Genomic DNA, 24599 nt, shown 5'->3' with positions numbered 1-24599 from the left:
TTGCGTCCACGGAGGTGGTGTACGAGTTTCCCCAGGTAGTGGGCGTGGCGCCGTGAAATGAGGACGGCCATCGCGTGGTCCTTCGAGTGCGAAGTAACAAGATCGAAGGAGAAGAAAGCGATGGCCGTGAACAACAGTGTGGACCCCGCGAGCTGGCTGGCGGAGCAGATCGAGCACCAAGACCCGGATCTGTTGCGATCCATGGTGAAGACCATGGCCGAGACGTTGATGTCGGCCGAGGCCGACAATGTGTGCGGCGCCGAGTACGGCACCCGCAGCGACGAGCGCACCAACCGGCGCAACGGATATCGCGTCCGCGACTGGGACACCCGGGCTGGCACCGTGGAACTGGCGATCCCGAAACTACGCTCGGGCTCCTACTTCCCCGAGTGGCTCCTGGAGCGCCGCCGCCGAGCCGAGCAGGCACTGATCAGCGTGGTGGCCACCAGCTACCTGCTGGGGGTCTCCACCCGCAGGGTGGACAAACTGGTCGAACAACTCGGCATCAAACACATCTTCAAAAGCCAGGTCAGCCAGATGGCCAAGGTCCTCGACGCTCAGGTGGAGGCTTTCCGCACCCGCGCGCTGGATGGCGGACCGTATGCGTTCGTGTGGCTGGACGCCCTGACGCAGAAGGTCCGCGAGGGCGGGCGGATCATCAACGTGCATGTGCTGGTGGCCACCGCGGTCAACGCCAACGGCAACCGGGAGATCCTCGGGCTGGAGGTCACCTCGGCCGAGGACGGCGCCGGCTGGCTGGACTTTCTGCGCGGCCTGGTCGCCCGCGGGCTGGGCGGGGTGCAACTGGTCATCTCCGACGCCCACACCGGGCTGGTCGGGGCGATCGGCGCGACGTTGCCGGGGGCCTCCTGGCAGCGTTGTCGAACTCACTACCTGCGCAATTTGCTCACCACGGTCCCGAAGTCGGCGCAGCCGTGGGTGGCGACCCTGGTGCGCACGATCTTCGACCAGCCCACCGCCGAGCAGGTGCGCACCCAGCATGCCTGGGTCATCGAGGCGCTGGAGGCCAAGTATCCGGCCGCGTGTGAGCACCTGGACGGCGCCCGAGAGGAACTGCTGGCCTTCGCGGCCTTCCCGCGCGAGATCTGGAAGCAGATCTGGTCCAACAACCCCCAAGAGCGGTTGAACAAGGAGATCCGCCGCCGCACCGACGTGGTCGGGATCTTCCCCGACCGGGCCTCGATCGTTCGTCTCGTTGGCGCGGTTTTGGCCGAGCAGACCGACGAGTGGACCGAGGCTCGCCGCTACATGGGCCTCGATGTCTTGGCCAAGACCCGGATGCGTGTCATCTCCGGCGACACACCGCAGCACAATCCCATTCCACAGACACTTACCGCTTAACCTGCAGAAACAGGATCACGCGGAGATCAACTCATACACCACTCCGCTGGACGTGACCGCAGGGGTTTCGAAGTGCGGTCGGCTGTTGCGGTTATTCCGTGGGCCGGCGTGCCTGTCTTACTGCGCGGTCGATTGCCCAGGCATCCGCTACTGGGCCCACGTGCCCGAGCTTGTCGGGGTTGATCACCGAGCGGATCGTCTGGATCTGCCCGTCGAGTACATCGAGCGCCAGGATGTGGAGCACCTTGCCGTCCCGGTCGCGGAAGATCGCGCCCGGCTGGCCGTTGACCTCGTGCGGCTCGAACGTCACGTCGATCCTGGCCATCCAGGGGAAGACGGAGGCAAGCAGCCGGGCCACGTTCTCGGCGCCGATGACGGCCCTGGCCAGCTGCGGGGCCTTGCCACCGCCGTCGCCGACCATCGATACGTCGGCGGCGAGCAGTTCCTGCAGGCCGGCGACGTCGCCTTCGCGGAGGGCGTCGAAGAACCGCGACGCCAGTTCCTCCCGCTCTTTGCGGACCGCTTCGAAGCGCGGCCGCCCGGCCTCCATATGCCGCCGCGCCCGCACCAGCAACTGCCGGCACGCCGCCTCCGACCGCCCCACCGCCGCAGCGACATCGTCGAACCCGAAGCCGAATACCTCCCGCAGCACAAACACCGCCCGCTCCAGGGGGCTGAGCCGCTCCAGCAGCAGCAGCGCCGCCATCGACACCGAGTCGGCCAGTTCCACCGACCGCGCCGGATCCTGATACGGATCACTCAGCAGCGGCTCGGGAAACCACGGGCCCACGTACTCCTCCCGCCGTACCCGCGCGGAGCGCAGCACATCGATCGAGATCCGCGTCACCGCGGCCGACAGAAGAGCCTTGGTCGACGTGGGCCGGGTCGCCGAGCCGTCAAAGCGCAGCCATGTCTCCTGTACCGCGTCCTCAGCCTCACCCACACTGCCCAGAATCCGATAGGCGATCGAAAACAGCAGCGGCCGCAGCTCCTCGAACTCTTCGACCTTGCTCACGCGGGATCCCCTCCCCTTGAAGGCCTCCCACCCGGCAGTACTCGCTGGTGCAGGCATCTTCTGTTGAAGATCCGGGCCACCGGCAGGCCAGATTGACGCCCCCGAGCCCGGGGGCTCGGAGCCCGTAGCCGGACCCCGAGCCAGCTGCTGATGCCGTTCAGTGGAACTGCCCGGGCTCGTAGTTGCCGGCCGGCTGCTGGGTGATGATGTTCAGCCGGTTCGCCGTGTTCATGAAGGAGATAAGGATCACCAGGGCGGTGAGCTGCTCCTCGTCATAGTGCTTGGCGGCGTAGGCCCACACCTCGTCGCTGACCCCACCGGCCGCATCCGCGACCCGGGTCCCCTCCTCTGCCAGCTCCAGCGCGGCACGCTCGGCCTCGGTGAAGACTGTGGCCTCCCTCCACGCCGCGACCAGGTTCAGTCGGACCGAGGTCTCGCCGGCAGCGGCGGCCTCTTTGGTGTGCATGTCGATGCAGACTGCGCAGCCGTTGATCTGACTTACGCGAAGCGCCACCAGCTCCTGCGTGGCGGTCGGCAGCGGTGAGTCCTTGAGCGCCTTGCCCGCCGCCATGAAGTGCTTGAGGGCCTTGCTGGTGGTCGGGTCGGCGAAATAGTTCAGTCGCGCGTCCATGGTGTGCTCCTCTGTGGTCGTCAGTGGCTACACCCCCTGAGACGAGGTAGCCCGCCTCCCTGTGACATGGACGAAATGTGACCTGCGTCTCCCGGTCGCCGAGCCCGGCCAACTCGGCGTCGATCTGCTGGGCCGGCACGACACGTTGCCGTCAGCGTTGCCGTCAGACGTAACGCCGCCGCGAAGGCTCGCCATGGCACCAAGCCACTCCTCCATGAACTTCTCGCCAGTCTCTTTGCTGTCTGGCCCGTCGATGAACGGTGGGCCACTCATGGCCTGGTCGGCCAGTAGATCGTAGATCGTACCGATGAAGGGATTGAGGCAGCTGACAAGGTTCGCCGCCGCATCGCGAGTTCTGTTCATTCCCGAGCACAGGCCCATCAACCAGGGCCCGACACCTAACTCATCGATACGCGCACGCAACGCGGCCAGCCCAGGAGTCTCGGGCATCAAAAGCGCGTGCATGAAATACATGGCACCGAATCCACTCAGCCCATACAAAACCGTGCGCGCTCGTCGTAGTTGCTCGATGCTGGTTCCTCTAAGCGTGCCCAGCGGGTCGTAATGCACGACTGCGCCGCCGAACATGCCTCTGTCCGCGGAGTGTTCGAAACGCTGCACTGCCTGCCGCCAGGTATCCACAGAGAGTCCGGAATACAGACCTATCTCGGCTAAGGACTCGGCTAGCGCGTCGGCACCTACCTCGTCAAGTCCCATACCCACACCAGCGATCAGATGAGCGAAGGCCGCTCGCGCCTGATGGGCAGGCCATGTCCAGCACCTCGACCCCGCCACCGGCATGCGCCTGCACACCTACAGCACCGCCACCGAACCGGACGGCATCCTGCGCGTCCCGTGCAAGACCCGGCGGGCCTCGCGCTGCCCGGCCTGCGCCGAGACCTATCGGGCCGACACCTACCAACTCATCCGCGCGGGCCTGGTCGGGGGCAAGGGTGTCCCGGAGTCGGTCACCGCTCACCCGTGCCTGTTCGTCACCCTCACCGCGCCGTCCTTCGGGACCGTCCACACTCGGCAAGAGAAGAACGGCACCGTCCTGCCCTGTCACGCTCGACGCGATGCGGCCACTTGCCCGCACGGGCGCGTCATGTCCTGCACCGCCCGGCACGGCTCCGACGAGGCATGCCTTGGCGAACCACTCTGCCCGGACTGCTACGACTACGCCGGAAGCGTGTTGTTCAACGCCATGTCCCCGGAACTGTGGCGGCGCTTCACCGAAGCCCTCCGCCGGCGCGTCGCCAAGCTCGCCGGGCTGACGCTCCGAGAGCTCCGCGAGCAGGTGACCATCTCCTTCGCCAAGGTCGCCGAGTATCAACGGCGCGGCGTCGTCCACTTCCATGCGGTGATCCGTCTCGACGGCCCGGACGGACCCGCCTCGCCTCCCCCGGCCTGGGCGACCGCTGACACGCTGGCCGACGCCGTACGGCATGCCGCCTCGGCCGTGGCGGTCACCATCCCGGCAGCGGGCGACGATCCCGCGCGGGTGCTGCGCTGGGGTGCTCAGCTCGACGTCCGCGAGATCACCATGGCCGGTGACCTCACCGAGCAGGCCGTAGCCGCCTACATCGCGAAATATGCGACCAAAGCCGCCGAGTGCGTCGGCACCCTGGATCGGCGGATCAATCCCCTCGACGACCTGGAAGCCTTCAATCTGCGCGATCATCCCCGGCGGCTCATCGCCGAGTGTCTGCGCCTCGGGGCGCTCGATGACCTGGCCGACCTCCGGCTTGTCCAGTGGGCACACATGCTCGGCTTCCGCGGCCACTTCTCCACCAAGAGCCGCCGCTACTCCACCACCCTCGGCACCCTCCGCGCCGCCCGGACCGACCACATGCGCGGGGAAGCGATCACCACCGGCCGCCTGCCCCTCTTCGACGAGGACACCGTCCTCGTCATCTCCCACTGGGAGTACGCCGGACAGGGCCACTCGGCCGGTGACGCCCTTCTGGTAAGCGCTCTTACCGGAAACCGTCTCGTTGATCCGGGAGGACGCCATGAGTCCTAAGTTGCTCACCGTTCCGCAGGCGATGGCCGCTCTCCAGGTCAGCCGGTGGACCCTCTACGCCCTCATCCGCTCCGGCGAACTCGACTCGATCGTGGTCAACGTGCGCTGCCGCCGCATCCCCGAATCCGCTCTGAACGACTATGTGACGCGACTCTATGGAAAGGCCGCATGATGGGTAAGCGCTCGAACGGTGAGGGTTCGGTCTTCCCCTACAAAGACGGCTGGGCCGGCTACGTCTGGGTCGTCACCCCCGAAGGCAAGAAGACCCGGAAATGGGCCTACGGCAAGACCCGTGAGGAGACCCACGAAAAGTGGCTCAAGCTCCACGACCTTGCGAGCAAGGGTCCGGTACCGACCAAGCACCCCACTCTCGCCGCGTACCTGACGCGCTGGCTCGCCGAAGTAATCGAACCCAACCGGGAGCCGACCACCTACGCCGGTTACGAGGCGCTCGTACGGCTCTACATGATCCCCGGTCTCGGCAAGAAGCGGCTCGACAAGCTCACGGTCCGCGAGGTTCAGACGTGGCTGAACACGCTGGTCACGCTCTGCACCTGCTGTGATCAGAAGAAGGATCACCAACGGCCGGAAGCCAAGCGGCGGTGCTGCTCCAAGGGAGAGTGCTGCAAGGGATACCCATCCCGGAGCACGATCGCGAGCATCCGCCGCATCCTGCGCTCGGCACTCAGCAACGCCATCCGCGAGGAACTGATCTCCAAGAACGTCGCAGCGCTGACCGTCCTGCCCAACGCGAGCAAGACCAAGAACCACAGCGTGTGGAACGTCGACGAGGCGCGGAAGTTCCTTGAGCACCTGCGCACGGTGAAGGAACCGCTCTATGCCGCGTACGTGCTGATCCTGATTCTCGGCCTGCGGCGGGGCGAGGTGCTCGGGCTCGCCTGGGACTGCGTCGACCTCGACGGGGAACAGCTCTGGATCTCCCGCCAGCTCAACCGAGTCCGCGGTGAGTTCCTCCACCGGGAGACGACCAAGACTGAGGACTCGACAGCCTCTCTGCCGCTGTTCGGGCTGTGCATAGCCGCACTCCGGGATCGTCAGCGGATTCAGGAGAAGGCACGCCAGGATGCCGGGGAAAGGTGGAAGGAATCCGACCTCGTGTTCACCACGAAGAACGGGACCCCGGTCGAGCCACGCAACTTCTACCGCTCCTTTGAGCGCTACTGCGAGAGAGCCGGTGTCCCCCGGATCCGCGTCCACGACACCCGGCACACCTGCGCCTCACTCCTGGCCGCGCTCGACGTTCACCCTCGGGTCGCGATGCGCATCCTCCGGCACTCGCAGATCTCGGTGACCATGAACGTCTATACGCAGGTCCCCTCCCCGGAGACCCGCAAGGCGCTCGATCGGCTGAACCAGCGGTTGGACGGAGGCCACTGATCAAGCCGTTGCAACGACGTCAAGGGATCCTCTGGAGTCTGCCGGAGGATCCCTCTCTTATTGCCGGGAGTGATTGCGCTACATCCCTACAGACGACTGCCAGAGCTGCATGTTGTACAAGTCCACTTGATAGATGTTGGTGGGAAAACCCGGTTCGCGATCGTTCTCCAGGAGCTTCGTCTGTATCCGAACCCGCCAGGTCGCTTTTCGCTGGTCCACGTCGAAGAGGAGGTGGTGGAAGTCAGCCTCGCTGTAGTTCATGATGTGGATCTTCCCGGATGCCAGGAAAAGCTCCCCCTCCCATGACTTCTGCCATGACTGGTCGGCGGGAGGCTGTCCGCCCCACAACTCGAACCGAACGTAACGCGCGGCATCACGAGTAGAACCCCAGAGGATCACGCTACTGGAGCCGACATCCAACCAGTCCTGCCCCGGCGGGCTGGACTCCTGGCCCCACGAGCCTGGCCCGTCCGGCTGGTTGCCTTCGAGGATCTCCCCATCCAACACGTAGAAGGCTTCACGTACCTCATGCACCACACTCGCAAGAAGCTCTGCCACGCAAACCACCTCTTCCACCAGAAAGCACATCCCCTCGGACAGGAGCCCGCGCCTTCCCGGTCACCCAAGCAGATAGGTATGACAGTTCACGATCATCGACTTGAGGTGTATTCGACGCTATAGCCGTAGTCGGCTGACGTCGTTGCTGTATTTCACTGCTGTACGACACGCAAAAGGCCCTCCCGGACGAACCGGGAGGGCCTCTGAGCTGGAGCCGCCTTGGGGAATCGAACCCCAGACCCCTTCATTACGAGTGAAGTGCTCTGGCCGACTGAGCTAAGGCGGCGTGCCGCACCTGTTTCGCACGGCCTACGGCAGTCTACAGGCTCTCGAGTGCTTCCCGCGCCCCCGAATCAACCGATCTTGGGGCAGCGGGTCCCGTCCTTGGGCACCGTCAGGTTGATCAGGTAATCGTCGACCAGGCGGTCCACGCACGCCGACCCGGTCAGGTACGCGGTGTGACCGTCGCCGTCGAAACCGACGAGCACGCCGGAGGAGAGCTGCTCGGCCAGGGCCTTGGACCATTCGTACGGCGTGGCCGGGTCGCGCTCGGTGCCGACGACCATGATGGGGGCGGCTCCGGAAGCATCGATCTTCTGCTGGGGCGCCCCCTTGACCGGCCAGTAGGTGCAGGGCAGCGACGACCACATGACCATCGCGCCGAACAGCGGCGCCCGGGCCTCTGCGTCGTGGGCGGCCTCGGCGAGGGCGGAGGAGGTGCTGGGGAAGCGGCCGTCGACACAGTTGACGGCCATGTTGGCCTCGGTCTGGTTGGAGTAGGTACCGTCCTTACGGCGATCGACCAGCAGGTCGGCCATGCGCAGCAGCGTGGTCCCGTCTCCCTTCAGCGCCTGGCCGAGGGCCTGGCGCAGGACCGGCCATGCCTGGTAGTCGTAGAGCGGAGTGACCAGGCCGAGCACGGTCCAGGCCTCACCGATCTGACGGCCGTCGCCGCTCCCGTTGGCCAGCGGCTTCCGATCCGCCCCGCGGAGCAGTCCCGCTATCTCCTCGCGGGCCGACTTCGCCGAACCGCGGAAGGGGCAGTCCTGGGCGGTGAAGCAGTCTTCGAGAAACGAGTCGAGGGCGACCTCGAAGCCATGGGCCTGGGTGGCGTTCAGCTCCACCGGGGAGAGCGAGGGGTCCACGGCGCCGTCGAGGACGAGCGCGCGGACGTTTTCCGGGAAGAGGCCGGCGTAGACCGCGCCGAGCTGCGTGCCGTACGACTTGCCGAGATAGGTGAGGCCCTTGTCTCCGAGGGCCTCGCGGAGCAGGTCCATGTCCCGCGCCGCGTCGGCCGTGCCGACGTGCGGCAGGAGCTTGCCCGAGCGGGCCTGACACCCCTCGGCGAACCGCCGCGAGCCCTCCTCCAGCGCGGCGACCTCGGCAGGCGAGTCGGGCGAGCCGTCGAGACTGAGATAGGCGTCCAGATCGCCCGCCGACAGGCACCGGACGGGCGAGGACTCGCCGACCCCGCGCGGGTCGAATCCCACCACGTCGAACCGTGCCCGTACGGCCTCGCTCAGCACTGAGTGCGCGCTGCGCGCATAGTCGATCCCCGAACCGCCGGGGCCGCCCGGGTTGACGAGGATCGAGCCGATCCGGTCACCCGAGGCGGGGAGCCGGACCATGCTGATCTGGATCCGCTCGCCGTCGGGCTTGCTGTGATCGAGGGGGACCCCCAGCTTCGCGCACTCGAAGCCGTCACCGCAGTCCGTCCAGTCGAGAGCGGTCCCTGGTCGGTCGGCACCGGTCTCTGGCCGGTCGGCGCTGGTCTCTGGGCGGTCGGTGCCGGTGCAGGCGGTCGCGCAGAGAGCCAGCGCCGCGAGGACGGCGGCCGTACGGCGGAATCTCACGCTGTGCCTTTCGGGGGGAGCGAATCACATCGTCAAATACCGGGGCATCCTACGCCCGCATCGCCAGACACATCTGCTGGACAGGCTTCCTGATCTGCGACGGCTGTCAGAGAGTCGCCAGGAAGTCGGTCAGGGCGGCGGTGAACTCCTCGGGACGCTCCAACGGCGGCAGGTGGCCGGTCTCCGGGAGATCCACGCGGCGGGCCTTCCTGATCTCCCGGGCCAGCAGGTCGGACACCTCCAGGATCTCCGGCACGTCGGCCAGCCCGGTGACCACCAGGATCGGCACCTCGACCTCCGTCAGCCGCCCCTTCGCCGGGGGCACCAGGCCGCGCGCGCTGCCGTGCGGCCCGGTCCAGGATCGCTCGTTCAGCAGGCGGTCCATCGTCAGCGCCAGCTCCCACACCTGGGGGTCGAGGTCGTCGCGGGTGCGGCCCGGCCCGGCCACCAGGAACTCCGTCTCGGCCGCGGCGTATGCCTCCAGCTCCGCCACGTCGATGGTCTCCACCTCGCCCGCCCGGTAGCTCCGGAGCCGGTCGATCCCGATCACGTCGTGCACCCGCTCCCGGTATCGAGCGGCCATCGACGGCGGCCATACGTGTCCGGACAGGCCGGGGGCGACCAGGGTGAGCGCGGTGATCCGTTCGGGCGCGGTGAGCGTGGCGTCCAGCGCGATCTTGCCGCCGTCCGAGCTCCCCACCAGCACGGCCTGGTCCACCCCGAGCGCGTCCAGCAGCGCCAGCAGGTCCTCGTGGTGGGCGAACTCGCCAGTCGCGTCACCTGACTCGCCGTATCCGCGCCAGTCATAGCGGATCACCCGGTAACGCCCGGACAGCACCCGGAACGGGTGCGCCCACATCCGCCGATCCGCACAGCCGGCGTGCAACAACACGACCGCCGGCCCGCTCCCGGCCTCGTCGTAGCCGAACTCCGTGTCACCCAGCCGGATCATCGCCACGCCCGTACCTCCGCGCCCTCGGTCTGTCACAGGACCGTCCCGGTTGTCTCGCAGAGAGAATGTCGCGATCGATCGCACGATTCCCGGAAAATACCGTCTACTCCGGACCACCCTCGGCGACCGTCACCGCCCCGCCGTACATCGTGTCGTGCTGCTTGCGCGGGGAGCAGACCGAGGCGGAGGGGCAGGCGCAGCGCCGCCCGCCCTCATCCAGCCGGACCGTCACCGAGTCCGAGGGGACGTTGCGCCCCACCACGGTCCCGGAGCCCTCCGGGGTGTCCACCTTCAGCCCGACGCGGGGCATCCTGACGTTGGCTTCGACGTAGAGCGGGTGCTCGTATTTGAGACAGCACATCAGCCGCCCGCACGCCCCCGCGATGCGCAGCGGGTTGACCGGCAGGTCCTGGTCCTTGGCCATCCGCACCGAGACCGGCTCGAAGTCCTTGAGGAAGGTCGCGCAGCACAGGTCACGGCCGCAGGGGCCGATGCCGCCCTGGAGCCGGGCCTCGTCGCGGGGGCCGATCTGGCGCAGCTCCACCCGGGCGCGCAGGTTACGGGCCAGGTCGCGGACGAGAGCGCGGAAGTCGACGCGCTGGGGGGCCGAGAAGTAGACGGTGTAGATGTTCTCGGAGTCGAGGTAGTCGACGCCGATCACCTTCATGGGCAGATCATGCCGCCTGATCAGGCGTTTGGAGACGCTCCTGGCCTCCGCGCGCCGCCGCCTGTTGCCCTCGTCGCGCGCCAGGTGCTCCTCACCGGCGAGGCCCTCGCACACCGGGAGGCCGCCGATATCCTCGCTCGTCCACTGCGGCGCCCACACGCACTCGGCCACCTCCGGCCCGGCCTCGGTGGGCACGAGCACCCTGTCGCCGATCTTGGGGCTGTGCTCGCCCGGATCGAGGTAGTACAGCCGGCCGTAGCGGGTGAAGCTCACCGCCATGATCATGCCCATGTGGCTCCAAAGCTGCTGGGGGTACGGCTTGCGCTCACCCTACGCTCCATACCCGTGGATACGCGATGATCACAACCGCGGGCGCAAGCCGTACCCCCGCTCACCGCCTCATCCGGAACCCGTCACCTCCGGATGCCCCGGGTACGAACACTGCTTCCTGTCCTCCGCCCACGGGAGCTTGCTCATGATGATCGACATGAGGGAGGCGCGTTCGTACAGGCAGGCCGTGTCGATGGCGTTGGACACCCCGGGCAGCTCTCCCGCGGCCTGGGCCACGGCCATGGAGTCGTCATCCGGCCTGATCCGGACGCGAAAAGACTCGGGCATGTCCCTGGGGATTATCGCCTTCAGGAGTTCGGGGTTGTCCTGATACTCCCTCTGAAAGTTCTCCCAGGCCTGCTGCCGGCTTTCGAAGGTGACGGCCTCCACCTCGGGCCGGCCCTCCAGCATCCGCAGGAGGTTCTCCCTGTCCTCCGTGGAGATCTCCCTGTCCTTGCAGTGTGGAAAGGGGTCGGACTTCTTGCAGAGGAATACCGAGACCCCGGCCATCCCGGACGGCTCCACCCCGCTCATGGACATGGCGATGATGGTCTCCCCCCGCGGTACCGAGGAGGGCACGCTGAGCCGTACGGCTCCGAAGGCCGTCACGGCGACGGCAAGGACGACGGCACCGATCCGGAGAGGGGTCCGGGACCGGCGGCGGGCCGGAGTGGTCAGCGGGCGGACGTCGACGGCGGTCACGGCGGCGGCGGACAGGGCCTCGCGCAGGCGGTTCTCGGTGGCGGTCATGATTCCTCCCCAAGCTTGCGGGCGAGGGCGGCCAGCCCGCGCGCGATGGTGGACCGGGCCGTGCTGGCGCCGGTCCCCATGGTCTCGGCGATCTCCAGGTCGGACAGGTCGAGGTAGTAGCGGAGCGTCAGCGCCTCCCGCTGCCGCCTCGGCAGCGCGCGCAGGGCTAGCAGTACCTCGCGGCGCTCCTCGCCGAGCAGCGCCGCGTGCTCGGCGGACCAGACAGGCGGCTGGTACGGCACGGCCCGCCGGAACACCACCGCCCGGCGGCGCAGCACGGAACGGGAACCGTTGAGTACGGCCGAGCGGATGTAGGCCAGCGCGCGGTGGGGGTCGCGCAGCCGGCCCCGGCCCGCGTGGGTGCGGGCGAACGCCTCCTGCACGACGTCCTCGGCCGTGGCCTGGTCCCCCACCATGAGCAGCGCCAGCCGTACCAGCCCGAGGTGATGCTCGGTGAACAGCGCCGCGACATCGATCCGGTCCCTGGCCAGGGGCTCTCCGTGGGAGAGCATCTCGATTTCGGGTTCTGGGGTCGTCCCCGACAATGACATAGTCACATCAGAGAGACGCCGGACCGGGCGGTCTGCTGCTCCGCCCAGCCCGGAACTTCCATCCGGCCCGGCACTCCCATCCAGCCCGCAGGTTCCACGCGGCCCGCAGGTTCCACGCGGCCCGCGAGTCGCACCGGACGCACCGGACGCACCGGACGAGCTCAGTGCACGAGGTCGGCGAGGGACCTCTCCCAGCGCTCCGCGATCGTGGAGATGTCGTAGCCCTTGGCCGTCTGGAGGGCGTTCTCGGCCATCCGGTGACGGCCCTCCTCATCGTCGATCATCTTGAGCAGTCCCCCGGCCAGGGCGTCCACGTCGTCGGGCGGGACCAGCAGCCCGTCGTGGCCGGAGGTGATGATCTCCCGGGGTCCCCGGGGGCAGTCGAAGCTGACCACCGGCACCCCGCAGGCGAACGCCTCGATGATCGTCATGCCGAAGCCCTCGAACCGCGAGCTGACCGCGTGGATCGAGGCCTTGGCGAGCTCGCCCTCGATGTCGCCGGTCGGGCCCATGAAGGTGACGTTGTTGTGCAGCCGCAGCTTGACGGCCAGCCTGACCAGTTTTTCGCTGACCCGGCCCTCGCCGTAGATCCGCAGCTTCCAGTCCGGGCGCTCCCCTACCACCTGGGCGAACGCCCTGAGCAGCCGGTCATACCCCTTGACCGGCACCAGCCGCCCGGCGGCCAGCACGATCCGGTTCTCCTGCCTGGAGCGGGGACGCGGCCCGCCGGTCAGCCCGTTGCCTATGGTGTAGATCCGGGTCCGCGCCCGGTCGAGCATGGCGCGGTAGTCCCGCTCGTCGGCCTCGGTGAGGGTGACGACCGCGTCCAGCTCCGGATACCACCGCTGGATCTCCTGGAAGACGCCGGGCTCGTGGGCCTCGAAGTGCAGGTGCTCCTGGGCGATCGTGATGACCCGTCTGCGGGCGAACCTGGCGGCCATGATGTTCAGCCCGGCCCGGGTGGTGACCAGTACGTCGGTGCGGAGCCGCCGCAACTCGCGCCTGAGCACGTCGTCGCTCCACGCCGTGAAGAAGGAGTAGGCGCGCTCCTCGGGGTGGATCAGCGTGCTCTCCTGCCCGCTCAGCCGCTCCGCCTTCTTCGTGTACGGCCAGCGGACCCTGGCCCCCTCCCGCAGGTCCACCAGCGAGCGCAGCCGGACCTTGGATCCCAGGCGCAGGAAGGGCAGGTCGGTGTGCTGGAAGACGCTGATCACCTCGACGTCGTGCCGCTCGGACAGCTCGGTGGCGAGGTCGAAGGTGGACCGGATCGTGCCGCCCATGCCGTAGGCGTTGAGGATCAGGAAGGAGATCTTCACGGAGACTTCTCCTCAACCGTGAGGGCGACGGCGAGACCGTCGGTGTCGGTGTAGTAGGGCCGCACCCTGACCTGCCCCACGTACTGGGCGGGAAAGCGCACCCGGGTCTTCTTCTCGGTGACGTCGTCGAGACGGGCCGCCAGCGGCAGCCGTACCCCGGCAACCTCCGCGTGGAGGTCCCAGAACATCCGCCGCTTCGCCTGTGCCTCGGCCATCGGCGCGATCGGGAAACTCCCCTCGAAGTGCCGTCCCCGGAAGAGCGCGGGCCCGCTGACCGGCTGCGGCCCCTTCCTGGCCACGGCCACGAGCCTGGCCGGCCCCTCTACCGGCTCGCCGTACGCGAGCGTGCCCTTCACCTCGATCACGCCGTCGTCGGAGACGACGGCGGTCACCTCGACGTACGGTTCCACCGCGCGGACGGTCAGGGCGAGGGTGCCGATTGATGTACGAAATGCCCGGATCTCCCGGTCTCGGGGCGTTTCGGCGTAGGCGAGCAGTCCGTCCAGGGAGAACCCCGGATCATCGGTGGCGAGTGGTTCGCCGCGGTGTGACGCCATCCAGATGCCGGGCCGCAGTCCGGTGAGGCCGGTGCCCTCGCGCTCCTCCCCGGTCTCCACATGCCGCAGGACGATCTCTCCGTCAACCGGCTCCGGCCACTCGACTCTCAGCACGTCGTCACCGTCCACACGGCTGGTGACGGCCCGCACACCCCGTGGCCCCATCGCCTCCGGGCGCGCCTGCATGCTCTCCAACAGTCCCCCGGTCTTCTCGCTCATCCCCGTACCAGCAGGACACTGCCTGCCAGATTTATAACGAATACGTGGAAATTCGCTGTGAAGCCTAGCGATCTACACCCATGATTTGAGGGACATTAGCCGGGAACGGTTCCGTCCAATGCAAAAAAACTGGATAAGGGGAGCTCGGCCATGACGTTCCCCGTCCCCTCACCGGCCGGCCTTCAGGTCCGGCGGGCCGTGAGCTCAGCTCAGAGCCGGGGCTGCCGCAGCGAGATCGTCATCGCCTCGACGGCCATCTGCGGGTTGACATTGGCCGCCAGCCGCTCCCGGCAGAGCATGATGGCGTCGATCCGGCGCAGGGTGTCCTCCGGGGTGGAGGAGCGGGCCAGGTTCTCCAGGTCGGCCCGGCGGTCCTCGTTGGCCAGCTCCACGGGCGCGCCGAACTGCACGGCCAGCACGTCGCGGTAGAAGGCCACCAGGTCGAGCAGCGCCGCGTCGATGACGTCGCGCTTGGTACGGGTGGCGCGAGACTTCTGCCGGTCCTCCAGGTCCTTGAGCGCTCCGGCCCCACCGCGGATCAGGCCCCTGTTGAGCCCCTTCCCGGAGGACCCCTCACCGTAGATCTTGCGCAGCTCGGAGATCTCGGCCTCGTTCAGCACCGAGGTGACCGCGGCGGCCTCTTCCTCGGCGGTCTTCACCAGCCGCTCGGCGGCCATCACGCACTCTCCCAGCCCGGTAAGCGCCTTGGGGATGGAGAGCACCGCGTCGCGGCGCTTGCGCGCCTCCTCGTCCAGAGCCAGCCTGCGGGCCCGTTCGATATGCCCCTGGGCGGCCCTGGCGGCGAAATCCGCCAGAGCCGGAGGCACGTTCTCGCGGGTGGCCAGCACGTGGGCGACCGCGGCGGCGGTCGGCGTGACGAGCGTGACGAGCCGGCACCGGGACCGGATAGTGATCATCATGTCGTCCGGGGACGGAGCGCAGAGCAGCCAGACCGTCTTCGGCGGTGGCTCCTCAATCGCCTTGAGCAGCGCGTTGGACGCGCCCTCGGTGGCGCGGTCGGCGTCCTCGAACAGCACGATGCGCCAGCGGCCCAGAGTCGGCGCTCCGGCCGCCCGGAGGATGAGCCGGCGCGTGTCCTTGATGCCGTAGGAGAGCCCCTGAGGACGGACGATCTCCAGATCGGGATGGGAGCCGACCGCCACCTGATGGCACATGTCGCAGTGGCCACACCCCTGGTCGGGGCAGAACAGCGCGGCGGCGAACGCCCGCGCGGCCTCCTCCCTGCCGGATCCGGGAGGCCCGGTGAACAGCCACGAGTGGGTCATCCCCGCCCCCCGCCCGCCGGCCAGGAGCTCGGCTCCGGCAGCCGCGGCACGGCGGAGCGTTACGGCAGCCCGCTCCTGCCCCACAAGGTCATCGAAGACTCCCACGCCCTCAACCTACCGCCGGTGTCAGTCACGGATGACGGGGATGGTCCCGGTGGCGTCCTCCGACTCCCGCGGCACCGGGTCGGGCATCACTTCGCGGACCCGGTCATGGATGAGCAGGGAGATCTGGTCCTGGGAGAGGGTCCCGTCGACGACCAGGTAGCGGCCGGGGTCGGCGGCGGCCAGCGAGCGGAACTCGCGGCGCACCCGCTCGTGGAACTCCAGCGGCTCGGACTCGATCCGGTCGGCGGCCCCACCCAGCCGGGTCAGGCCGACAGCCGGCGGGGTGTCGATGAGCACGGTCAGGTCGGGGACGAGCCCGCCGGTGGCCCAGGTGTTGATCCTGGCCACGTCGTCCGGGTCCAGCGCCCGGCCGGCGCCCTGGTAGGCCAGCGAGGAGTCCACGTAACGGTCGGAGATCACCATCGAGCCCCGGTAGAGTGCCGGGCGGATCACCTTCTCCACGTGCTCGGCCCGGTCGGCCGCGTACAGCAGCGCCTCCGACCGCGCCGACAGCCCCTGGTGCACGGCGTCCAGCAGGATCGCGCGCAGCCGCATGCCCACCTTGGTGGAGCCGGGTTCCCGGGTCTGCACGACGTCGAAGCCCTGGTCCCGGAGCCAGATCGCGAGCAGCCTGGACTGGGTGGTCTTGCCCGACCCCTCACCGCCCTCGAACGCGATGAACATCCCGCGCGGCTGCTCGACGTCCTCGGGCACGAACCGCTCGCCGCGCACCGCCGCGACCAGGTCGGAGATGATCGGCACGCCCCTGCGGTCGTCCATGTGCCGCAGGGCGAGGAATCCGACGATCATCGCGAGCAGCGCGCCGATCAGCAGCACCAGATTGGAGCCGTCGAACTCGTAGACCGTCTCCCGGCCGATGACGACCCGGTGCCTGCCGAACAGACCCGCCACTGTCGGGGCGATCGCGACCACCAGCAGCAGGACGACCCGGGCGAGGGACTGCAGGAAGGAGAACGTACGGCCACGCAGGCCGTCCTCCACCTCCAGTCCGATCATGGTGTAACCGATGATCCACGCGGTCCCGGCGCACGCCCCCAGCACCACGGTGAGCATGACGACGATCGCCAGGTTGTGGACGAGCGCGACCGCGGCGAGCGCGACCCCCGCCACGACGATCGACAGCCCGAACAGCCGCCGCCGGGACAGCTCACGAAGCAACCTGGGCCCGAAGAACATGCCGGAGGCCATACCGACGAAGACCGCGCCGAACACGACGCCGTAGGCCGCGTCACCGCCTCCCAGCACCCCCACATAGATCTTCGCCACGCCGACCACCGCGCCCCCGGCGGCGAACGCGCCGAGCATGCCGATGACCAGACCCCGGATCAGCCGGTTTCCGCCGACGAAGCGCCAGCCGTCGATGATCTGCCGCAGCACCGACGGCGTGGAGATCGTGGTGCCCGCCGCGGTGGTCTTCGGGATGTCCTTGAGCGTGAAGATGATGACGGCCGACACCAGGTAGGCGAAGGCGTTGACGAACAGCGCCAGGTAGGTGTCGCGGCCGGCGAAGTACGGGACGAACCTGCCCAGGGTGTCGTTGGTGACCGACAGCACCGCGAAGAGCAGCGCGGCAATCGGGGCGGTGCCGTACGTGACCAGCAGGTTGAGCTGGTTGGCCTCCTCCAGCCGCTCCTTGGGCACCAGGTTCGGCACCGTGGCGTCCTTGGCGGGGACCCAGAAAAGGTTGACGCACTCGACCAGGAACGTGGCGACGATCACCCACTGGTAGTTGCCGATCAGCGGGATCGACAGGACCAGCGCGAAGCGCAGCAGGTCGGAGAAGAACATCGTCAGCCGGCGGTCGAACCGGTCGGCGAAAGCGCCCGCGAGCGGCCCCAGCAGGATGGCCGGAAGCATCTTCGCGACGAAAACACCACCGATGGCCATGCTCTGGACCCGGTAACCGGCCCCGCTGGTGAGGTTTCCGGCGAGCGCGGTCAGCGCGATGATGTTCAGCCAGTCTCCGAGGCTGCACACCGACATGGCCGTCCACAACTTGCGGAACGGAGCGTTGGCCAGCACATGAGGGGGCTTGCGGCGCGCGGTGGTCCGGCCAGGGGTGGTCATGATGTCAGCGTATCCAGGTGCTCACTAGGCTGGGGAAAGCATGCGCCGGGCGGATATGCCCGGCTGCTCGTCGCATGAGGGTAATACGTCCAGCCCGTCCCCCGCAGGGGTCAGTCGCGAAAAGAATGCCCCGATGCCATACTTCTGGATCTCTAGCCCCGGAGTTCCAGAAGGGTGATCTCGGGCGGAGCGCCGACCCGGACGGGCGGCCCCCAGAAGCCCGCTCCCCGGGTGACGTACACCTGAGTGCCGTCCACCTCGCCAAGACCGGAGACGACCGGCTGCTGCAGCGGGACGGCCAGGTTGAAGGGGACCATCTGGCCGCCGTGGGTGTGGCCGGAGAGCTGCAGGTCGACACCGTACTCAGCCGCCCTGGACGCCTGGACCGGCTGGTGGGCGAGGAGGACCGTGGACCGAGAACGGTCCCGGCCGCCGAGCGCCCGCTCGTAGTCGGGACCATCACCGGCGGAGCCGCCCGTCACGTCGTTGACCCCCGCGAGGTCCAGCACCGCGCCCCCGTGAGCGATCTCGACCCGCTCGTTCCGGAGGGGGCGGACACCGAGATGACGGAGCTCCTCGATCCACTCGTCGGGGCCGTTGGCGGTGTAGTACTCGTGGTTGCCGGTGACGAAGTAGGAGCCGTAGCGGGATTCGAGGCTCCTCAGCGGCCTGGCCAGCGGGCCGAGCTCGGCCAGCGTGCCGTCGACCAGGTCACCGACGATGGCGACCACGTCCGCCTGGAGCGAGTTGACCATGCGGACGATGCGCTCGGCGTGGGCTGTGCCGGTGAGCGGACCGAGATGAATGTCACTGACCACGGCGAACCGGAGGCCGCTGAGACGCGGATCCAGCCTGGGCAGCGTGACCCGGACCGACTCGATCACCGGGTCGCCGAGTGCGGTACCGATCCCGGTCCCGACCGTGGCCAGCGCCCCCACCCCCGCGGCGGCGGCGGCCGTACGGGCGATGAAAAGCCTGCGGCCGATCGCCTCCGGTCCACCCCCGGCCCCGTCCCCACCCCCGGCCGTGGCGTCGGCGTCGGCGTCGGCGTCAGTCACGGAAACGCCGGCCGTAGAACCGGGGCCGCCCACGGAACCGGTGCCGGTCGTGGAACCGGTCGCCGACAGCGCCGGAACGGTGAGGGCGGTGCGGGCGGTGACGGGGTGGCGGCCGGAGCGGCGCAGGGCCAGCAGGGCCAGGGCGCGGGGAATCTCCAGGAGCACCAGGAACACGGCCAGGTAGAACATCAGCGCGATCCAGAAGAACCCCGGCCAGGCCAGGAAGTGCCCCCACTCACTCCGGGAGCCGATGAGCGTCACCGGGACGAGCAGTCCGAGACCGGCCAGGATCCAGGTCAGCACCCGGCGGGTCCGGCCCTCGGCCGTGGTGGCGCGGACCAGGCGGCGCCAGAGGTAGTAGTGGATCAGCGCCACCGCTCCCACGACCAGCGACACAAAACCCACGACCGTTCACCTCTCCCACACCAGGACCGCCCGCCGTACCCGGCATGTCCCGAAGAACGCCCACCGCACCCGGGCACGTTCCGAAGAACGCCGGGGACGGCGGACGCGTTCCCTGAGGCCGGTCTCAGACCTGTCTCAGACCTGGCCGGGGACCTGACCCAGACCTGGCCCGGACCTCTCCCGAGGCCTCTCTCAGGCCTTGGCCTTCGCCTTGGCGCGGGTGGTGGGCCGCTTGGGCGCCGGGCCACGGGCACGACGGTCGGCAAGGAGCTCGGCGGCACGTTCGGTGGTGATCTTCTCGACCTCGTCGCCCTTACGCAGGGAGGCGTTGGTCTCGCCATCGGTCACGTAAGGACCGAAGCGACCCTCCTTCACCACGATCGGCTTCTTGGTCACGGGATCCTCGCCGAGCTCGCGCAGCGGGGGCGCCGTAGCGGCACGCCTGCCTCGGGCCTTGGGCTGAGCGAACAGCTCCTTGGCCTGCTCCAGCGTGACCGTGAACATCTCCTCCTCGGACGCCAGCGAGCGCGAGTCGGTGCCCTTCTTCACGTAGGGCCCGAACCTGCCGTTCTGCGCCGTGACCTCCTGGCCGTCGATCTCCCCGAGCACCCGGGGCAGCGAGAGCAGCCGCAGGGCGTCGTCAAGGGTGACAGTCTCCAGGGACATCGCCTTGAGCAGCGATCCGGTGCGCGGCTTGGGAGCGTCCGCCTTCTTGGTCTTCTTCTTCGCGCCCTCGGCCGGAGGCGCCTCCTCGGGGAGGATCTCGGTCACGTACGGGCCGTAGCGACCGTCCTTGGCCACGATCATGTGACCGGTGACCGGGTCCCTGCCCAGCTCGCGGTCACCCGTCGGGCGCGAGAACAGCTCCTCGGCCCTCTCCGCGGTCAGCTCGTCGGGCGCCAGATCCTCCGGCACGTTCACCCGGGCGCCCTCACGGTCCAGATAGGGGCCGTAACGGCCCACCCGGATCATGATGTCGGTACCCCGGATCGGGAAGGAGCTGATCTCCTTGGCGTCGATCTCGCCGAGATCGGTCACCATCTCCTTCAGACCCTCGTCACCGTTGTCGCCGAAATAGAAGCGCCGCAGCTCGGGCACCCGCTCCGCCCGGTCGTTGGCGATGTCGTCGAGGACCTTCTCCATGTCGGCGGTGAAGTCGTAGTCGACAAGGTGGCCGAAGTGCTGCTCCAACAGGTTGACCACCGCGAACGCCAGGAAGGACGGCACCAGGGCCGTGCCCTTCTTGAACACGTAACCGCGGTCCAGAATCGTTCCGATGATCGACGCGTAGGTCGAGGGACGGCCGATCTCCCGGTCTTCCAGCTCTTTGATGAGCGAGGCCTCGGTGTAGCGCGCGGGCGGCTTGGTGGCGTGCGACAGCACGTTGAGCTCGGCCGCGGTGAGACGGTCACCCTCGTCCAGGCTGGGCAGGCGCTTCTCGGAGTCGTCGCGGTCGGTGGACGGGTCGTCCGCGCCCTCGACATAGGCCTTGAGGAAGCCGTGGAAGGTGATGGTCCGGCCGGTGGCGCCGAACTCGACCCGCTCACCGGAGCTGGAGGTGCCCCCCACCTTGACTGTGACCGACTCGCCGACCGCGTCCTTCATCTGCGAGGCGACGGTCCGCTGCCAGATCAGCTCGTACAGCCGGAACATGTCGCCGGTCAGCCCGGTCTCGCCCGGCGTGCGGAACTCCTCGCCCGAGGGACGGATCGCCTCGTGCGCCTCCTGCGCGTTCTTCACCTTGCTGGCATAGGCACGCGGCTTGTCCGGCACGTACGCCGCGCCGTACAGCCTGATGGCCTGGCTGCGCGCGGCGGCGACGGCGGTCTCCGACAGCGTGATGCTGTCGGTCCGCATGTAGGTGATGAAGCCGTTCTCGTACAGCCGCTGGGCGACCTGCATGGTCGACTTCGCGGAGAAGCCCAGCTTCCGGCTGGCCTCCTGCTGCAGCGTGGTCGTCCGGAACGGTGCGTACGGCTTGCGGGTGTACGGCTTGCGCTCGACCGAGTTGACCTTGTAGGCCGCACCGCCCAGCCGCCCGGCGAGTGCCCGCGCGGCCTGCTCGTCCAGGTGGAGCACGTCGGCGCTCTTTAGGGTGCCGTTGCTCGCGAAGTCGCGGCCCTGGGCGACGCGCTTTCCGTCCACGCCGGTCAGCGTGGCGGTGAACTCGTGCGGAACCTCGCCGCGGCCGGTGTCGAACAGCCCCTGCAGGTCCCAGTAGCTCGCGCTGGTGAACGCCAGGCGTTCGCGCTCGCGCTCCACGACCAGCCGGGTCGCCACGGACTGCACGCGACCGGCGGACAGACGGGGCTTGACCTTCTTCCACAGGACCGGGCTGACCTCGTAACCGTAGAGGCGGTCGAGGATGCGCCGGGTCTCCTGGGCGTCGACCAGCCGCAGGTTCAGGGCACGCGGGTTGTCCACTGCGTCCTGGATCGCCCGCGGTGTGATCTCGTGGAACACCATCCGGTGAACCGGCACCTTGGGATTGAGCACCTCGCGGAGGTGCCAGGCGATCGCCTCACCCTCCCGGTCCTCGTCAGTGGCGAGATAGAGCTCGTCGGCATCTTTGAGCAGCTGCTTGAGCTTGCTCACCTGTGCCTTCTTGTCATGGTTGACGACGTAGAGCGGCTCGAACTCGTGATCCACATTGACACCGAGGCGCGCCCAGGACTCTCCCTTGTACTTCTCCGGGATGTCGTCGGCCTTCTCGGGGAGATCACGAATATGCCCGATGCTGGACTCCACGACGTAACCGCGGCCGAGGTACCCGGCGATGGTCTTCGCCTTGGAAGGCGACTCGACGATCACCAGGCGGGTTCCGCCGGCGTTGCCGTTCTTGGCTGGCACGCTGCTTCCTACCTCGCTGTTCGCATTGGTTCCCCGTTTTCTTCCCTCTCGGGTTACCCGATCTCGATCGGGCACACTCCAAGGAAAGCCGCAAGGACGCACAATAAAGCCCTATGAGTGCCGACGTCCCCCAGCCCACCCTCGGAGACTAATCGCTGTGCTCGACTACTCCTACTTGGTTCTCCATCTTCCGCGTGGCACCTCCCGGGACGCCGCTCGGCAGATTCTCACCGAACACGCAGAATACGGCGGCTGGGAACTCGACCGTCTGCGACTGTATCCCGACGGCCGCCGGGACGTCCGACTGCGTCGGAAGATCATACGCGTGACCAGAACGATGTGACCGTCTGCCCCCACCTCTGTGCCCCCCAGACATGGCTTTGCCCGCCCCGGGCCGCGCCCCCGGAACGGGCAAAGCTACTCTGCCTCGCCATACGGGGGGCATCGCGGCCCAGGGCTGCGGCTGTCCCTCACTGCTGGCGAAGCGTCTGTGCGTCTCCCCCGATGGAGCCGGGAGGACATGACTGGATGGTTACCGATGCCTTACTTCTTGCCGAAACGGATACGGCGGGTGGCCACGAAAAGCGCGGCGGAGGCGGCGGCCATGGCGCCCAGCAGCAGGGCGACCAGCGAGCCGGAGTTCATCCCGGTCACTCCGACGGGCTGAGCGGCGCTCATCAGGTCGAGGCCTTTCACCGGGAGCGCACCGCCGAGCGGGGTGGAGGGGGCCAGGCCGGTCGTGGGAGCCAGCGGCGGACCGGCGTACCCCGGCGCCTGCTGGGAACTCGCCTGGGCGCCGGGCATGACCGGGAACTCCGGCAGAGCGGCCATGTCTCGCATCTCACCAGCGAGAGGGAGGCCCGGACCCTGCGTCTTCTGGCCCAGCTGGGCAGCGTCGAGCGCCGGGACGAAGGGGAGCGCCGGCACGAGGCCACTGTTCTGGCGGGCGCCGGCCACCCGGGCCCAGTGACCGGAGTGCCCGTCGCCCGGCTCGCCGACGTGGGAGCCGCCCAGGCAGCCGGCCGCGGCGTCACCCAGAACGGCGACGGCGTTGCCGCAGATGTTGATCGGCGCGGTGATCGGCGCGACAACCTGGTTACCACCCAGGATGCTGCCCCGCCCGGAGGTGATGTTGCCACCCGCGCCCCTGCCGCCGCCCACGACCGAGGCGCCGCCCTTGCACCCGGCGAAGGCTCCGCCCAGGACCGCGACGGCGTTGCCGCAGACGTTGATCGGCGCGGTGATCGGCGCGACCACCTGGTTACCACCCAGGATGCTGCCCCGCCCAGAGGTGATGTTGCCACCCGCGCCCCCACCCCGGCCGGGGTTGTCGACGACCGCGCCACCCGGGCAGCCCGCCAGGGCGTTGCCCACCGCGTTGCCGCAGACGTTGGCCGGAGCGATGATCGGCGCGACGACCTGGTTGCCGCTGCCGGCGCCGAAACGGCCGTCGGTGTCGTTGCCGCTCGAGCCGTGCCAGCCGTGCCCGTCGTTCCAGCTGTGGCTGCCATGCCAGCCGTGGCCGTCGTTCCAGCTGTGGCTACCGTGCCAGCCATGCCCGCCGGGCTTACCGTTCCAGCCGTGCCCGCCCGGGTAGCCCTGACGGCCGGGCCCGCCAGGCTGACCAGGGCCACCAGGCTGGCCGGGACCACCAGGCCCACCGGGACCGCCAGGCCCACCGGGACCGCCACCGCCGATCACCTCGGCGCCGCCCTTGCAGCCGGAGAAGGCCCCGCCGAGGACCGCGACCGAGTTGCCACAGATGTTGACCGGCGCCGTGATCGGCGCGACGACCTGGTTACCACCCAGGATGCTGCCCCGCCCGGAGGTGATGTTGCCACCCGCGCCCCGGCCCCGGCCGGTGTCGCTGACGGACGCGCCGCCCTCGCAGCCCGCGACGGCGTCACCGAGGACTCCGACCGAGTTGCCACAGACGTTGACCGGCGCGGTGATCGGCGCGACGACCTGGTTACCACCCAGGATGCTGTGGTCACCGTCCGTCCGGTTGCCGCCCGATCCGCCCTGGCCGGTGTTCCGGACGGACGCGCCGCCCTTGCAGCCCGCCCGGGAACTACCGAACAGGGACAGCGCGTTGCCGCAGGCGTTGACCGGCGCGGTGATCGGCGCGTTGACCTGGTTGCCGCCGAGGATGCTGCCCCGGCCGGAGGTCTCGCCCGGAATGCCACCGCCGACGTTCTCGACGGAGGCACCACCCTGGGAGGACGCGGCCGACTCGCCGGCGACGGCGACGGCGTTGCCGCTGATGTCGATCGGCAGGGTGATCGGAAGATTGACCTGGTTGCCGCCGCCGATCGAGTTGTCACCGGAGGTGTCGGCGAAAGCCGTACCGCTGCCGAGAGTCATGACACCCAGCGCGAGCAGGGCCGCAGGGGTCGTGCCCTTAACCCACGTACGCATAGTTGATCTCCTTGCGGTTCTTGGGGGATACCTGACGTCTCGTGCCCGGCGTGCGGAGCCGTACGAGGTCCTGACGAGGGCCCGCACAGCGGAGGCCCCGACGGCCGTCACGAGGGATGGGAATTACTCACCGTCATGGACAGAGCGGCTCCCCTGGAGAGTGGGGCGAGGCACGCTCCGCGACCGACGCACTCCGCTGAGGAATGG

The 24599-nt window shown here is 68.6% G+C and carries 20 protein-coding genes, 1 tRNA gene and 1 pseudogene; 5 read left to right on the top strand and 17 right to left on the bottom strand.

The features are described 5' to 3' along the window. Nucleotides 1-120: 120 nt before the first annotated feature. Entirely contained in the window at nt 121-1362 is a 1242-nt protein-coding gene (locus ACIN94_RS28445; protein WP_400712421.1) for an IS256 family transposase, read from the top strand. A 91-nt stretch (nt 1363-1453) separates the two neighbouring features. On the opposite strand, the gene ACIN94_RS28440 is transcribed toward ACIN94_RS28445, so the two are convergent. The 3 genes from ACIN94_RS28440 to ACIN94_RS28430 form a co-directional block, all read right to left on the bottom strand. After that, complete coding sequence (locus ACIN94_RS28440) at nt 1454-2377, bottom strand: RNA polymerase sigma-70 factor (RefSeq protein WP_400712418.1); 924 nt, start codon at nt 2375-2377, stop codon at nt 1454-1456. 157 nt (nt 2378-2534) lie between these two features. Further along, on the bottom strand, nt 2535-3008 hold the full coding sequence (locus tag ACIN94_RS28435; protein WP_400712415.1) for a carboxymuconolactone decarboxylase family protein: 474 nt from the start codon (nt 3006-3008) through the stop codon (nt 2535-2537). Between the two features lie 27 nt (nt 3009-3035). After that, a complete protein-coding gene (locus ACIN94_RS28430; protein ID WP_400712412.1) occupies nt 3036-3725 on the bottom strand; it encodes a hypothetical protein in 690 nt (229 codons plus the stop codon). A gap of 58 nt (nt 3726-3783) precedes the next feature. Between ACIN94_RS28430 and ACIN94_RS28425 the strand changes: the two are divergent. The 3 genes and pseudogenes from ACIN94_RS28425 to ACIN94_RS28415 all read left to right on the top strand — a co-directional run. Next, a pseudogene (locus tag ACIN94_RS28425) lies at nt 3784-5031 on the top strand (replication initiator); the annotation flags it as partial. Then, on the top strand, nt 5021-5203 hold the full coding sequence (locus tag ACIN94_RS28420) for a helix-turn-helix domain-containing protein (protein WP_400712409.1): 183 nt from the start codon (nt 5021-5023) through the stop codon (nt 5201-5203). The pseudogene ACIN94_RS28425 and the gene ACIN94_RS28420, both read left to right, overlap by 11 nt. Next, nucleotides 5200-6429, top strand: a complete 1230-nt coding sequence (locus ACIN94_RS28415; RefSeq protein WP_400712406.1) for a tyrosine-type recombinase/integrase — start codon at nt 5200-5202, stop codon at nt 6427-6429. Before ACIN94_RS28420 ends, ACIN94_RS28415 begins: the two co-directional genes overlap by 4 nt. A 78-nt stretch (nt 6430-6507) precedes the next feature. Here the strand turns inward: ACIN94_RS28415 and ACIN94_RS28410 are convergent, their stop codons facing one another. From ACIN94_RS28410 to topA, 13 genes are all read right to left on the bottom strand, one after another. Further along, nucleotides 6508-6987, bottom strand: a complete 480-nt coding sequence (locus ACIN94_RS28410) for a hypothetical protein (RefSeq protein ID WP_400712403.1) — start codon at nt 6985-6987, stop codon at nt 6508-6510. A 209-nt stretch (nt 6988-7196) separates the two neighbouring features. Next, nucleotides 7197-7273 (bottom strand) — tRNA-Thr (locus ACIN94_RS28405). Nucleotides 7274-7340: 67 nt separating this feature from the next. Next, nucleotides 7341-8840 carry an alpha/beta hydrolase gene (locus tag ACIN94_RS28400; RefSeq protein ID WP_400712400.1) on the bottom strand — a complete coding sequence of 500 codons (1500 nt, stop codon included), beginning with the start codon at nt 8838-8840 and terminating at the stop codon, nt 7341-7343. A 106-nt stretch (nt 8841-8946) separates the two neighbouring features. After that, nucleotides 8947-9792: an alpha/beta fold hydrolase gene (locus ACIN94_RS28395; protein ID WP_400712510.1), complete on the bottom strand. Its 846-nt coding sequence runs from the start codon at nt 9790-9792 to the stop codon at nt 8947-8949. Nucleotides 9793-9895: 103 nt separating this feature from the next. Beyond that, nucleotides 9896-10744 (bottom strand): stage 0 sporulation family protein, encoded by an 849-nt coding sequence (locus tag ACIN94_RS28390; protein ID WP_400712507.1) that lies wholly within the window; start codon nt 10742-10744, stop codon nt 9896-9898. Nucleotides 10745-10858: 114 nt separating this feature from the next. After that, nucleotides 10859-11539 (bottom strand): permease-like cell division protein FtsX, encoded by a 681-nt coding sequence (locus ACIN94_RS28385; RefSeq protein ID WP_400712397.1) that lies wholly within the window; start codon nt 11537-11539, stop codon nt 10859-10861. Continuing rightward, a complete protein-coding gene (locus ACIN94_RS28380) occupies nt 11536-12051 on the bottom strand; it encodes a sigma-70 family RNA polymerase sigma factor (protein ID WP_400712504.1) in 516 nt (171 codons plus the stop codon). The genes ACIN94_RS28385 and ACIN94_RS28380 overlap by 4 nt, the downstream gene beginning before the upstream one ends. A gap of 200 nt (nt 12052-12251) precedes the next feature. Continuing rightward, nucleotides 12252-13406, bottom strand: a complete 1155-nt coding sequence (locus ACIN94_RS28375) for a glycosyltransferase family 4 protein (RefSeq protein WP_400712394.1) — start codon at nt 13404-13406, stop codon at nt 12252-12254. Then, nucleotides 13403-14182, bottom strand: coding sequence for a hypothetical protein (locus ACIN94_RS28370; protein WP_400712391.1), 780 nt, complete (start codon nt 14180-14182; stop codon nt 13403-13405). The genes ACIN94_RS28375 and ACIN94_RS28370 overlap by 4 nt, the downstream gene beginning before the upstream one ends. Before the next feature lie 209 nt (nt 14183-14391). Then, on the bottom strand, nt 14392-15573 hold the full coding sequence (locus ACIN94_RS28365; protein ID WP_400712388.1) for a DNA polymerase III subunit delta': 1182 nt from the start codon (nt 15571-15573) through the stop codon (nt 14392-14394). A 21-nt stretch (nt 15574-15594) separates the two neighbouring features. Then, on the bottom strand, nt 15595-17661 hold the full coding sequence (gene tmk / locus ACIN94_RS28360) for a dTMP kinase (RefSeq protein WP_400712385.1): 2067 nt from the start codon (nt 17659-17661) through the stop codon (nt 15595-15597). Nucleotides 17662-17813: 152 nt separating this feature from the next. Next, complete coding sequence (locus ACIN94_RS28355; RefSeq protein ID WP_400712382.1) at nt 17814-19124, bottom strand: metallophosphoesterase; 1311 nt, start codon at nt 19122-19124, stop codon at nt 17814-17816. Nucleotides 19125-19316: 192 nt separating this feature from the next. Further along, entirely contained in the window at nt 19317-21974 is a 2658-nt protein-coding gene (gene topA, locus ACIN94_RS28350) for a type I DNA topoisomerase (protein ID WP_400712379.1), read from the bottom strand. Nucleotides 21975-22131: 157 nt separating this feature from the next. Between topA and ACIN94_RS28345 the strand changes: the two genes are divergently transcribed. Then, nucleotides 22132-22317 carry a DUF5703 family protein gene (locus tag ACIN94_RS28345; RefSeq protein ID WP_400712376.1) on the top strand — a complete coding sequence of 62 codons (186 nt, stop codon included), beginning with the start codon at nt 22132-22134 and terminating at the stop codon, nt 22315-22317. Nucleotides 22318-22517: 200 nt separating this feature from the next. Here the strand turns inward: ACIN94_RS28345 and ACIN94_RS28340 are convergent, their stop codons facing one another. Then, nucleotides 22518-24392: a chaplin family protein gene (locus tag ACIN94_RS28340; protein WP_400712373.1), complete on the bottom strand. Its 1875-nt coding sequence runs from the start codon at nt 24390-24392 to the stop codon at nt 22518-22520. Between the last annotated feature and the right edge of the window lie 207 nt (nt 24393-24599).

It is taken from the genome of Streptosporangium sp. NPDC087985, assembly GCF_044741965.1.
GTDB lineage: Bacteria > Actinomycetota > Actinomycetes > Streptosporangiales > Streptosporangiaceae > Streptosporangium.
The sequence above is the reverse complement of the archived record's forward strand: the minus strand, read 5'-3'. Positions and strand labels throughout refer to the sequence as shown.

What these genes read in the sequence shown, in the direction of transcription:
- ACIN94_RS28390 (WP_400712507.1), bottom strand. Translation starts at nt 10,744, where the DNA reads ATGATCATGGCGGTGAGCTTCACCCGCTACGGCCGGCTGTACTACCTC.
- ACIN94_RS28435 (WP_400712415.1), bottom strand. Translation starts at nt 3,008, where the DNA reads ATGGACGCGCGACTGAACTATTTCGCCGACCCGACCACCAGCAAGGCC.
- ACIN94_RS28415 (WP_400712406.1), top strand. Translation starts at nt 5,200, where the DNA reads ATGATGGGTAAGCGCTCGAACGGTGAGGGTTCGGTCTTCCCCTACAAA.
- ACIN94_RS28445 (WP_400712421.1), top strand. Translation starts at nt 121, where the DNA reads ATGGCCGTGAACAACAGTGTGGACCCCGCGAGCTGGCTGGCGGAGCAG.
- ACIN94_RS28370 (WP_400712391.1), bottom strand. Translation starts at nt 14,182, where the DNA reads ATGAGCGAGAAGACCGGGGGACTGTTGGAGAGCATGCAGGCGCGCCCG.
- ACIN94_RS28385 (WP_400712397.1), bottom strand. Translation starts at nt 11,539, where the DNA reads ATGACCGCCACCGAGAACCGCCTGCGCGAGGCCCTGTCCGCCGCCGCC.
- ACIN94_RS28380 (WP_400712504.1), bottom strand. Translation starts at nt 12,051, where the DNA reads ATGCTCTCCCACGGAGAGCCCCTGGCCAGGGACCGGATCGATGTCGCG.
- tmk (WP_400712385.1), bottom strand. Translation starts at nt 17,661, where the DNA reads ATGACCACCCCTGGCCGGACCACCGCGCGCCGCAAGCCCCCTCATGTG.
- ACIN94_RS28395 (WP_400712510.1), bottom strand. Translation starts at nt 9,792, where the DNA reads ATGATCCGGCTGGGTGACACGGAGTTCGGCTACGACGAGGCCGGGAGC.
- ACIN94_RS28430 (WP_400712412.1), bottom strand. Translation starts at nt 3,725, where the DNA reads ATGGGACTTGACGAGGTAGGTGCCGACGCGCTAGCCGAGTCCTTAGCC.
- ACIN94_RS28420 (WP_400712409.1), top strand. Translation starts at nt 5,021, where the DNA reads ATGAGTCCTAAGTTGCTCACCGTTCCGCAGGCGATGGCCGCTCTCCAG.
- ACIN94_RS28340 (WP_400712373.1), bottom strand. Translation starts at nt 24,392, where the DNA reads ATGCGTACGTGGGTTAAGGGCACGACCCCTGCGGCCCTGCTCGCGCTG.